Origin of the sequence: Streptomyces sp. NPDC059695, from assembly GCF_042733785.1 — a bacterium.
Lineage (GTDB): Bacteria > Actinomycetota > Actinomycetes > Streptomycetales > Streptomycetaceae > Streptomyces.
The window spans coordinates 97,915-109,580 of sequence record NZ_JBHWFF010000007.1 but is presented as its reverse complement, the minus strand read 5'-3'; the positions used below and the strand labels follow the sequence as shown (position 1 = coordinate 109,580).

Below are 11,666 nucleotides of genomic sequence, written 5' to 3'. Positions count from 1 at the left end.
GGGGGGGCTGGCCCCCCCCCACCACCCCTCCCCGCAAACAACCACCTCTTGCCCCCCCCCCGCCCCCCCCGGGGCCCCCCCCCCCCCCCCCCCCCGCGGGCGATTTCGGCGGTCTCGCACGCCGGAACACCAGCCGCCGCCCCACGAGGCCCGCAGCGGGTTCCCGGTGGGCCCACGCGACGCACCGCGTCAGACCACCGCGTCAGACCGCCGCGTCGGACCACCGCTTCAGACCACCGCGTCGGACCTCTTGCTGAGACAGCCGCGACTCCCTAATGTGAACCTTCAAATTCCACCCCGATCTTACCGATGGGATCACGAGGATCTAATTTTGAACGATCAAACTATGCCGTCGACCGGTGGTCCGACGGCGGGCTACCTGGACCACGCCAGGGTCGGCCCGCTGTCCCGCCGGGCCGCCGGCGCGCTCGCCGAGGCGACCGCGTTGGCCGGCCGCGCGGATCCCGCCGACCTCGACCGGCTGTTCGCCCTCGGCGACGCCGCCCGGACGTCGGCGGCCCGGCTCCTCCACGCGCGGCCCCACGAGATCGCCCTCGCCCCGTCCACCAGCAACGGTCTGTTCACCGTGGCGGCGGCGCTCCGCGGACCCGGCACCGTGCTCGTGCCCCGCGGCGAGTTCCCCGCGAACGTCTATCCCTGGCTCCGTTTCGCCGGCCGGGGCGGCCCTGACGTCCGGCTCGTCGACGCCGACGGGCCGCGGCACATCACCCCCGACCTGCTGCGCCGTCATCTCACCCCCGACGTCACCGCCCTGACCGTCAGCGCCGTCGACTCGCTCACCGGCCACGTGGCACCGCTCGCCGCTCTCAAGGAGGTCCTCGGGCCCGACCGTCTCCTGATCGTCGACGCCATCCAGGGACTCGGCGCCGTGCCGATCGAGACGGACGCCGCCGACGTCCTCGTCAGCGGCGGCCAGAAGTGGCTGCGGGCCGGCTGGGGAGCCGCGCTGCTGCTGATCCGCGACCGCTGCGCCGAGCGCCTCGCTCCCGGGCTCGGCGGCTGGGCCGGTGTCACCGAGCCCTTCGCGGTGCGGCATCCGGCGCCCCCGCTGCCCGGAGCCGCGGCCCATCTCGCCACCAACCCGGACTTCCCGGCCGCCGCGGCCCTCGGCGCGGCCGTCGACGACCTGCACGACCAGGGCGGCCCGGCCGCCGTCGGTGCCCGGATCCGGGCCACCCTCGCCGCGTTGCTGGACCGGGCGCGGTCGGCCGGGGCCGAGGTCCTCTCGGACGGGCTCGCCCTCCAGGAGCGGGCCGGAATCGGCAGCTTCCGGCTCCCCGGCCACGACACCGGCACCGTCCACCGGGCGCTCGAGGAGGCCGGGGTGATCACCACCCGCCGGGACGAGTGGATCCGGGTCTCCCCGCACGCCTCCACACCGCCCGCCGCGACGGACCTGTTCGCGCGGGCCCTGCACTCGCTCGCCCGCCGCACTCCGCGCACCCACACCCGTACCGACGTCCAGGAGCCGACATGTCCCACCAGCTGAGCCGCCGCCAGATCCTCCACCTCGCCACGGCATCCGCCGCCGGACTCGGCCTGGCCGCGTGCGGCGGCGGAGGGTCGGGCTCCGGCACCTCCGGCGCCGACGGCGACAGCGGCAAGATCACCGTCTGGAGCTGGACCTCCGCGGCGGAGGCCCTGCGCGGGGTCGTGCCCTCCTTCGAGCGGGCCAACCCGGGCATCGAGGTGGAGATCCAGGACGTCGGCGAGCCGGCCATCTGGGACAAGATCACCGTCGGTCTCGCCTCGGGCGGCAAGGGGCTGGCCGACGTCCTCCACATCGGCGTCGACTACCTGCCCGGCTACCTGGACAAGTTCCCCGAGGGCATAGCCGACCTGTCCCGGCTCGGCGCGGACAGGTACGAGGACGCCTTCGTCGACGGACTGTGGCCGACCGTCATGGGCAAGGACAGAGCCGTCCACGCCCTGCCGTGGGAGGTCAACCCGCTCGGGATGTTCTACCGCCACGACCTCTTCGAGAAGGCCGGCGTCGACCCCGCCTCCCTCACCAGCTGGGACGACATGATCGCCGCCGGACCGAGGATCCGCGCCGCCACCGGGGCCCAGCTGATCGGGCTCGACAAGACCGGCGCGACCCAGGACATGGACTTCTTCCAGAACCTGATGCAGCTCCAGGGCGCCTTCTACTTCGACCACGAGGGCAGGGTCACCCTCGCCTCCCCGGCCGCGGTCAAGGCCCTGGGCGTCATCAAGCGCCTCAACGACGGCGGACTGCTCGCCGACACCGCCGGCCAGGGCACCTGGAAGCGGCTGATCGGCCAGGGCAGGCTGGCCACCGCGCCGGAGGCCGCGTGGGCCGTGGGGTACATGGCGGAGAAGTTCCCCGCCCAGAGCGGCAAGTGGCGCGTCATGCAGCCGCCGGCCGCCGTCCCGGGCGGAGGGCGCAGTGTCATCGTCAACTCCACCTACCTCGCGGTCTCCGCGACCAGCAAGCGCCGCAAGGCGGCCTGGCGCTTCATCGAGCACGCGCTGACGAAGCCCGCGGAAATCAACCGCATGTACTCCTCGGGGAGCGTCTTCCCCGCCCTCAAGGCGGCCTACGCGGACCCGATGTTCGATGCGCCGCACCCGTTCTACGGCGGCCAGCGCGTGCTGAAGTCCCTCGTCGATTCGCTGGCCTCCGGCCCCGGGGCGACCAACTTCACCAGCGACTACAGCCGGGCCCTCAAGCTCGCCAGCGACGCCCAGAGCCAGGTGCTGCTCAAGGGCGCCGACCCGGCCGACGCCCTCGGGGCCGCCGCCACGCAGCTCGCGCAGCAGACCGGCCGGCAGCAGGCGGCCTGACCATGTCCCTCGCACCTCCCGAACCCGCGCGTGCCACCGGGGGCGTCGCCGCCACGACCGGCGGCGCCCCGCGCCCCGGCCGCACCCGCCCCGGCCGAGCTCCCTCCGGCCGGCGCCGGCTGCTGACCCGCACGTCGTTCCCGTACCTGCTGATCATGCCCGCCGTCCTGGGCTTCGCGGTCTTCAAGGCGTACCCGATCGCCGCCTCGTTCTGGATCAGCCTCACCACCGGCAACGGCGACGCCCGGCGGTTCGCCGGACTCGCCAACTACCGCCGTCTGGTGGACGACCCGCTGTTCTGGACGGCGCTCAGGAACACCGCGCTGATCCTGGTCGTCCAGGTGCCGCTGATGCTCGGTCTCGCGCTGCTCGTGGCACTCGCACTGAACTCCGCCGCGGTCCGGCTGCGCCCCCTCTGGCGCCTCGGCGTCTTCGTCCCCTCGCTGACGGGCCTGGTCGCCACCGGCGTGATGTTCTCCGTGATCCTCAACCGCGACGCCGGTCTGCTGAACTGGGTGCTCTCCCTCTTCGGCATCGACCCGGTGAACTGGCTCGGCAGCCCCGTCTGGGCCCGCATCGGCGTGGTCCTCGTCCTCACCTGGCACTACACCGGCTACAACGCGGTGATGTACCTCGCCGGACTCCAGGGCATCCCGAAGGAGCTGTACGAGGCGGCGATGGTCGACGGCGCGGGTCCGGTCCGCCGCTTCTTCGCCATCACCCTGCCCCAGCTGCGGCCGATCCTCCTCCTCACGGTGGTGCTCTCCACCATCGGCACCCTGCAGCTCTTCGACGAGCCGTACGTCCTCACCGGCGGCGGCCCCGACAACGCCACCCTCACGGTCACCATGTACCTCTACGACAACGGCTTCAAGTACTTCGACTTCGGCTACGCCTCGGCCCTCGCCTACGCGCTCGCGCTGATCGTGTCCGTCCTCGGCATCCTCCAGGTCCGACTGGTGGGAGACCGCCGATGAAGAACCGAGGCCCTCTGCTCACCCTGCTGCTCGCGGGCGCCTTCGGGCTCTGCGTCGGCCCCTTCTACTGGCTCGCCATGGCCGCCACCCAGGACGACAAGGACGTGTTCTCCTGGCCGCCGAAGCTGCTGCCCGGCGGCCACCTGATGGAGAACCTCCACGGCCTCCAGGAGTCCATCGGTCTGACCCGCGTCCTGTTCAACACCTTGCTGGTGGCGGGCCTGCAGACCGTCGGCGCGGTCGTGGTCTCCGTCCTCGCGGGCTACGCCTTCGCCAAGTTCGACTTCCGCGGGCGCAACGTCTTCTTCGTCCTGCTGCTCAGCACCCTCGTCATCCCCGACGCGGTGATGCTGATCCCGATCTTCCAGATGATGATGGACCTGGGCCTGATCGACTCCTACGAGTCCGTCATCCTGCCCGGCCTGGTGACCCCGTTCGGCATCTTCCTGATGCGGCAGGCGCTGCGGTCGATGCCGGACGAACTCCTCGACGCCGCACGGGTGGACGGCGCCGGCGAGCTGCGGGTCCTGTGGCGGATCGTCATACCGGTGAACCGGCCCATCATCGCGGCGCTCTCGCTGTTCGTCTTCCTCGGCGGCTGGAACCAGTTCGTGTGGCCGCTGATCGCGCTGCGCAGCCCCGAGCTGCACACGCTGCCCGTGGCGACCGCCACCCTCCAGGGTCTGTCGACGACCAACTACGCACAGGTCCTGCTCGCCGGAGCCATCGCCGCCCTTCCCGTGATGGCCCTCTTCCTCGTCCTGCAACGCCAGTTCATCTCCGGCCTGCTGGCCGGGGCCACCAAGGAGTGACCACCGTGACCACCGCACCGCCCCCCGCCGAGCCGCGGCCGGCTCCCGCATGGCGCCCGAACACCCCCGCCGACGACCTCTCCGCGACCGTCGTCCACCGCCAGGTCGCCACCGGCCTGACCCACTCCGGCGGGGCTCCGCTCACCGTCCACCTCACCGGCCTCGGCGGTGACGCGTGGGAGACCGCCGTCTCCCTGGCCGGCGAGGGCGTGGCCCTCGTCGAGGTCACGGCGGCCCGAGCCGTCACGGTCCGCGCCGAATGGCGCGTCCCCTGCGTCGACGCCCAGGCCTACTGGACCCCCGACACCAGCTCCGCCCGCTGGCTGCCGCCCTCGTGGACCGCGCCGCGGACCGTCTCCCTCGCCCTGGGCGCTCCCGTGGCCTGCCTCATCGGCACGCACGACCGCGCCCTGTGCACCGCGGCGGTGGAGAGCGACGCACCCGTACGCCTCGGGGCCGGTGTCGTGGAGGAGAGCGGGGAGTTCGCGTTCACCTTCGAACAGGACGTCACTCCCGACGGGCCGCCGATGCGGCTGCGGATCGACCTCGGCGGCCGTCACTTCGCCGCCGCCCTGCGAGCCGTCACGGACTGGTGGGCGGAGGGCCTGGATCACCCCGGCGTCGCGTCGGCGGCGCGGATGCCCGCCTACTCCACCTGGTACAGCCTCCACCAGGACGTCGACGCCGCCGTCGTCGAACGCCAGGCCGCGCTCTGTGCCGGCCTGGGCATCGAGAGCATCATCGTCGACGACGGCTGGCAGACGGCCGACCGCGCCCGCGGCTACGGCCACTGCGGCGACTGGGAGCCCCACACCCCGGCCTTCCCGGACTTCGCGGGCCACGTGGCCGAGGTCCACCGGCTCGGCCTCGCGTACCTCCTCTGGTACGCGGTGCCGTTCATCGGCCGTCACAACGCCGCCTGGGACCGCTTCCGGGGCATGGTCCTGCGGGAGATGCCGCATCTGGACGCGGCCGTGCTCGACCCCCGCCATCCCGAGGTCCGCGCGCACCTGATCGAGAGGATCTCCCGTGCGGTGGAGGACTGGGGAATGGACGGTGTGAAGCTCGACTTCATCGACCTCTTCGCCACCGCCGACCCGCCGCCCGCCCCCGCGGGCGCGGACCACGCCACCGTCCACGAGGGCGTGCGCCGGCTGCTCGCCGACCTCGACAGGCGCCTGCGCCGCACCCGGCCGGACGTGATCGTCGAGCACCGTCAGCCGTACGTCGGCCCGGGTCTCTGGCCGTACGCCACGATGGTCCGCGCCACCGACTGCCCGCTCAGCCCGGCCGAGAACCGGCAGCGCACCCTCGACTGCCGGCTCACCGCGGGCCCGCTCGCCGTCCACGCCGACATGATCACGTGGCATCCCGGCCAGCCGCCCGAGTCCGTCGCCGTCCACCTGATCAACGCCCTGTTCTCGGTCCCGCAGATCTCCGTCGACCTCGGCGCCCAGACCCCTGAGCAGCTCGCCACCCTGCGGTTCTGGCTCGGCGTCTTCCGCCACCACGCCGACGTGCTCCAGCTCGGGTCCCTGGAGCCGTCCCGCCCGGACCTCGGCTACCCCCAGGTCCGGGCCGCCGACGAGCACACCACGGTGGTCGCCCGCTACGCTCCGTTCCCCGTCGCCCTGCCGGACCGGGACGGTGCGGACGGGCCGGGGACGCTGCTCGTCGCCAACGCGGACGGCGACCCCGTGGTGCTCCTGACGGCCGTCCGGCCGGAACGGGCCCTCGCCCGCGTCCAGGACTGCCGTGGTGAGATCCTGTCCGAGACCGTCCTCGACCTGGTCGCGGGGGTGAACCCGGTGACCGTGCCGACGGGTGGTCTGCTCACGCTGACGCGCGAGCACTGACCACCGGCGGGCCGGGGACGGCCGATCGCCGCACCCGGCCCGCCGACCACCGTACGCAGGGGAACGATGACCGCTCGACAGGTGACCATCGAGGACGTCGCACGCGCGGCCGGGGTCTCCCGGCAGACCGTCTCGAACGCCCTCAACGCCCCTCACCGGCTCCGCGCGACCACCCTCGCCCGTGTCACCGCCGCCATCGACGAACTCGGCTACCAGCCGGACCAGTCGGCCCGCAGCCTGCGCACGGGCACCCGGAAGGTCATCGGCTATCCGGCGCCCGCCGACAATCCCGCCGACCCCAACCCGCTGATGGGCGGCTTCCTGGAGGCGCTGGTCAGCGCGGCGGACGCCGTGGGCCACCGCGTGCTGCTCTTCCGCTGCGACCCCCGGCGCGGTGCCGGAGCGGTCGCGAAGTCCTTCCACGGACTGATCGCGGCCCGTCAGGTCGACGGGTTCGTCCTCTCCGACGTCGTGCACGACGATCCCCGGGTCGACGTGCTCGCCGAGGCCGGATTCCCCTTCGCCGCCTTCGGCCGCACCGCCCCGGGACGTCCGCAGAACTGGGTCGACATCGACTCCGCGGGCGCCACGGCGGGCGTCGTCGGGCTGCTTCTCGCACAGGGCCATCGCCGGATCTGCTACGTCAACTCCGCCGCGTCCCTGCCCTGGCTCGCCGAACGCCGGGCGGGTCTCCTCCGGGCGGCGGCCGCCGCTCCCGACGGCGCCTTCGAGGTCGGCGTCCCCGACGACGATCCGGCCGCGCTCTCCGACGCCCTGCGGCGCCTGCTCGTCGGCGCCGACCGCCCGACCGCCCTGGTCTGCGCGAACGACTGGCTCGCCCTCACCGCCTACCAGGCCGTCCGCGCCGCCGGCCTCACGGTCGGCACCGACGTCGCCGTCACCGGTTTCAACGACATGCCGCTGTGTACGGTGCTCCAGCCCACCCTGACCAGCGTCCGGCTGCCCCTGTCCGGCATCGCCCGCGCCCTGGTCGACCGGCTGATCTCCACGGTCGAGGACCCCGGCACCGCCCCGGTGAGCGGGCTGCTGCTCCCGGCGGAGCCGGTCGTACGCGACAGCACGCCGGAGCGGTAGGCCCGTCCTCCCGTCGGAGTCATGCCGGCAGTCCCGTCAGGTGCAGCGGCTGCTCCGTCCAGATCGTCTTGCCCCGGGCCCCGTAGCGGCACCCCCAGCGGGCCGCGAGCTGGGCGATCAGGAAGATGCCCCGCCCGCCCTCGTCGGTGATCAGGGCCCGCCGCAGCCTCGGCTGCGTGTTGCTCGGGTCGGAGACCTCGCACACCAGGACCGGACCGCGGATCAGCCGCAGGCCGACCGGACCGCCGGCGTACCGGATGGCGTTGGTGACGAGCTCGCTGACGATCAGTTCGGTCGAGAACCGGAGGTCCTCGAGACCCCAGGCGCCGAGCCGGGCGTCGACGTCGGCACGGGCGTCGTGCACGGCGGCCGGGTCGGCCGGGTACTCCCGGTGGACCATGTCCTCGTCCGCCACGGCTCTGGTACGGGCGAGCAGCAGGGTGACGTCGTCGGCCGGCCGCTCCGGACTCGGGTGGCAGCCGATCAGGTCCCGGCCCACCGACTCCAGGGACCGGGAAGGAGCGTGGAACCGGCGCAGGTTCCGCAGCAGTTCCTCGCCGCCCCGGCCGATGTCGTGGTCGTAGTCCACCAGCCCGTCCGTGTACAGGGCGAGGACGCTCCCGGGCGGCAGGACGACCTCGCAGGTCTCGAAGGGGTTGTCGCCGACGCCCAGTGGGGGCCCGGGGACGACGGGCACGAACTCGGTCGTGCCGTCGGGCAGGAGGAGGCCGGGAGCGGGGTGCCCGGCGGACGCCATCTGGCAGAAGCGGCTGACGGGGTCGTAGACGGCGAAGAGGCACGAGGCGCCCACGGCGTCGGGCTCCTCCGCCTCGGCCTGCATGCGCTGCACGAGGTCGTCGAGGTGGGTGAGGAGTTCGTCCGGCGGCAGGTCGAGATCCGCCAGGGTCTGGACCGCCGTACGGAGCCTGGCCATGGTGGCCGTGGCCTGGATTCCGTGCCCGATGACGTCGCCGACGACCAGGCCGGTCCGCATCGAGGACAGCGGAAGGGCATCGAACCAGTCGCCGCCGACACTGAGGCTGCCGCTGGCCGGCAGGTAGATCCCGGAGGTCTCCGCCGCGGCGCTCTCGGTCACCGCGGGAGGGAGCAGGCTGTGCTGGAGGACGAGGGCCGTGCGGTGCTCCCTCGTGTAGCGGTAGGCGTTGTCCAGGGCGACGGCGGTGCGGTCGCACAGGTCCTGCAGGAGGCGTACCTCGGCCTCCCCGAACGGCTCGGGGGTGCGCGTGCGCCACACCGAGACGTATCCGAAGAGCCTGGAGCGGTGGTAGAGCGGGCACCCGAGCGTGCTGTGCATGTGCTCGGGCATGACGCGGGCGACCAGTTCCGGATCGTCGCCGAGCATCGCCCGGACTCCCGCGGCGTCCGCCTTCAGCACCACGCCCACGGCGACGGCCGCGTTCGAGGCCTGGTCGGGTACGGGGGGAATGCGTTCTCCGGGCTGGACCATCGCGGAGGGCCACGCGCCGTCCGCGGACTTGACCGCCACACGGCGCGGCGCGGAGGCCTCGAAGCCGGGGTACCCGAGGGTGGGGTCGCGTCCTTGCAGCACGTCGTCCGGGAAGTCGACGGCGGCCAGGTCGCCGAGGCCGGGTACGAGCAGTTCGACGAGGTCCCTGGCCGCGTGGACCACGTCGAGGGACTCCCCGATCTCGAAGGCGCGCCGGTAGGCGTCGGTGAGTCGCCGGTGGGCCCGCAGTCTCGTGGTGGGCTCGGTCGCGACGACGGCCAGTCCGAGCGGGGTTCCGTCCTCGTCGCCGACGGGGAAGCAGCCGAGGGTCAGGACCGGATCGGATCCGACCGGCCCGGCGCCGCAGTCGACACCGACGGTCGGGGCCCCGCTCTCGGCCACCCGGGCCAGGAGATCGCGCACCGGTGTCCCGCTGTCGCATTCGACCAGCTCGCTCAGCCAGCCCTCCCCCGCTCCGGCCGGACGCAGCGCCTCCATGGCCGCGTTGGCCCGCGTCGGGCGCAGTCGTGTGTCGAACTCGGCGACGCCGATGCGCTGCTGGTTCAGCAGCGACCGGGCGAGGTCGCGGTCCCGGTCCCGGCCCTCCGTCGGGGTCGGGTCCCGGAAGACGAGGAGGGACCCTCCGTCTGGGGCGGCGGGGAGCCGCACGACGGTCGCCGGCGGCGCCGCCGTCCCGAGCACGTCCTCCACGGGCCGCCCCGCCGCGTCCTCGGCTGCCTCCCCCACGAGTTCCCCGGCGGCTCCGGACCACCACAGGACGCGGCCCCGCCCGTCGAGGAGCACGGCCGCCACGCCCTCCGCTCCGCCACCGTCGGAGCCCGAAGGCCGGTCCAAGAGGCTCACGTCGCGCGCTCCCTCGCTGAGGGGGACGATGGGGTGACCGCCAGGATCGCCCCTGCATCCAGGATGCACCCTCGTCGTCGAGCGGGCGCGCAGGATGTCCTCACGCTGGGCGACGGGGCTGCGGCACCGCGGGGGCCGTCCTCTCCTGCGGGATCGTGCGTCTTCTCGGCCACTCCCTGGCGCCCTTTGATGTTCCGGCTGACCGTCGCCCTGATGTCCCGGCCGACCGTCGCCTCGCTCATCCCGGCGGGCTCCGATCTCGACGCTTCCGCGCTCGGTCGATGCACCTACTATTCGGTAAAGGTCTGACCTATGACCTTCTCTAGTAGGCTCTCCGTTCGAGGCTGACCAGCCCGGATCAGACGGAAAGAAGGAACATGAAGATCGTTCGATCGGCCGCCTTCGTCGCCGCCCTCGTGGCGGCCACCACGGGTGCTGCCGCGAACCCCAGTTCGGCGACGACGGTGCGGTCCTGTCCCGAACTGAGCAAGGACCTCGCCTGGTACGGGGACAACCGCGAGGCCCTTCAGGACTTCATCGACGAGAACGGCAGCTGTTCCGGACAGAAGGGCCGCCTGGCCCTGTTCGACTGGGACAACACCGTGATCAAGAACGACGTGGGCGACGCGACCACGTTCTGGATGCTCAAGAACGGCAAGGTCCGCCAGCCCGTTCGCGGGGACTGGACGACGACGAGCCGGTACCTCACCCAGCCCGCCGCCGCGGCGCTGAGGACCGCCTGCGGCCCCGCGGCCGCTCCCGGCCGCCCGCTCCCCACCGGCTCCGACACCGACTGCGCCGACGAGATCCTCTCCGTCTACAGCGAGGGCGAGACGACCACGGGGGCGGCGGCTTTCGCGGGCTACGACCACCGTCGCATGGAGCCGTCCTACGCCTGGGCCGCCCAGCTCCTCTCCGGCTACAGCGCCGACGAGGTCAAGAGGTTCGCCCGGCAGGCGCGGGCGGAGAACCTCGCGGCCCCGGAAGGCACCGAGCAGCGCGTCGGCACGAAGGACGTCACGGGGTGGGCGCGCTACTACCCGCAGCAGAAGAACCTGATCTCCACCCTCGTGCGGGCCGGCTTCGACGTGCGCATCGTCTCCGCCTCCGCCCAGCCCGTGGTGGAGGTCTGGGCCGAGGGAGTCGGGCTCGGACCCCAGCAGGTCACCGGCGTGAGGACCGTCCCGGTGGACGGCAGGCTGACGCCGCACCTCGCCGACTGCGGCGGCGCGGAGAAGGACTCGGTCATCCCCTACATCGAGGGGAAGCGCTGCTTCGTCAACCAGAACCTGCTCCGCGTCAGGGGAGCCGACGCCTTCCGGCAGCAGCCGGCCGCGAAGCGCCAGGTGTTCGGCGCCGGTGACTCCGACACGGACGTCACCTTCGTGGGCGACGCGACGAAGATGCGTCTCGTCCTGAACCGGAACAAGCCGGAACTCATGTGCCGCTCGTACCACAACGGCGACGGCAAGTGGCTGGTCAACCCGATGTTCATCGGTGCCAAGCCCCGTCTGGCCTCGCCCTACGCGTGTTCCACGGCCGGATTCACCCGGACCGACGGCACCAAGGGACCCGTCGTCGACACGAACGGACAGATCATCCCCGACCAGGAGGACCGGGTCTTCTGATCCGAGGGAACACCCTTCAGCCGGGCAGGGGGGGCGGGGGGGGGGGGGGTGGTGCGGGCCCCCCCCCCCCCCCCCGGCGGCCGACAGCTAGGGGCGGATGAGCGAGAACCGAATATGGTTGAGGGTCTCGCGCGACC

At 72.8% G+C, this 11,666-nt stretch carries 8 protein-coding genes; 7 read left to right on the top strand and 1 reads right to left on the bottom strand.

All coding sequences use genetic code 11. From position 1 onward, the window contains the following. The first annotated feature begins 331 nt into the window (after window positions 1-331). The 6 genes from ACFV2S_RS11255 (at window position 332) to ACFV2S_RS11230 (ending at window position 7,569) form a co-directional block, all read left to right on the top strand. On the top strand, window positions 332-1,510 hold the full coding sequence (locus ACFV2S_RS11255; RefSeq protein ID WP_385556421.1) for an aminotransferase class V-fold PLP-dependent enzyme: 1,179 nt from the start codon (window positions 332-334) through the stop codon (window positions 1,508-1,510). After that, the gene (locus ACFV2S_RS11250) at window positions 1,495-2,829 is read left to right on the top strand and encodes an ABC transporter substrate-binding protein (protein WP_385556419.1); all 1,335 of its coding nucleotides are present in this window, start codon (window positions 1,495-1,497) and stop codon (window positions 2,827-2,829) included. The genes ACFV2S_RS11255 and ACFV2S_RS11250 overlap by 16 nt, the downstream gene beginning before the upstream one ends. 2 nt (window positions 2,830-2,831) lie before the next feature. Further along, entirely contained in the window at window positions 2,832-3,806 is a 975-nt protein-coding gene (locus tag ACFV2S_RS11245; protein WP_385556417.1) for a carbohydrate ABC transporter permease, read from the top strand. Then, complete coding sequence (locus ACFV2S_RS11240; RefSeq protein ID WP_385556415.1) at window positions 3,803-4,618, top strand: carbohydrate ABC transporter permease; 816 nt, start codon at window positions 3,803-3,805, stop codon at window positions 4,616-4,618. The genes ACFV2S_RS11245 and ACFV2S_RS11240 overlap by 4 nt, the downstream gene beginning before the upstream one ends. A 5-nt stretch (window positions 4,619-4,623) precedes the next feature. Continuing rightward, on the top strand, window positions 4,624-6,474 hold the full coding sequence (locus tag ACFV2S_RS11235) for a glycoside hydrolase family 36 protein (RefSeq protein WP_385556413.1): 1,851 nt from the start codon (window positions 4,624-4,626) through the stop codon (window positions 6,472-6,474). A 66-nt stretch (window positions 6,475-6,540) separates the two neighbouring features. Then, window positions 6,541-7,569: a LacI family DNA-binding transcriptional regulator gene (locus ACFV2S_RS11230; protein ID WP_385556412.1), complete on the top strand. Its 1,029-nt coding sequence runs from the start codon at window positions 6,541-6,543 to the stop codon at window positions 7,567-7,569. 19 nt (window positions 7,570-7,588) lie between these two features. Here ACFV2S_RS11230 and ACFV2S_RS11225 read toward each other — a convergent pair whose 3' ends face one another. Continuing rightward, entirely contained in the window at window positions 7,589-9,901 is a 2,313-nt protein-coding gene (locus ACFV2S_RS11225; protein ID WP_385556411.1) for a SpoIIE family protein phosphatase, read from the bottom strand. A gap of 377 nt (window positions 9,902-10,278) precedes the next feature. Between ACFV2S_RS11225 and ACFV2S_RS11220 the strand changes: the two genes are divergently transcribed. Next, entirely contained in the window at window positions 10,279-11,529 is a 1,251-nt protein-coding gene (locus ACFV2S_RS11220; RefSeq protein ID WP_385556409.1) for a haloacid dehalogenase-like hydrolase, read from the top strand. Window positions 11,530-11,666 lie beyond the last annotated feature (137 nt).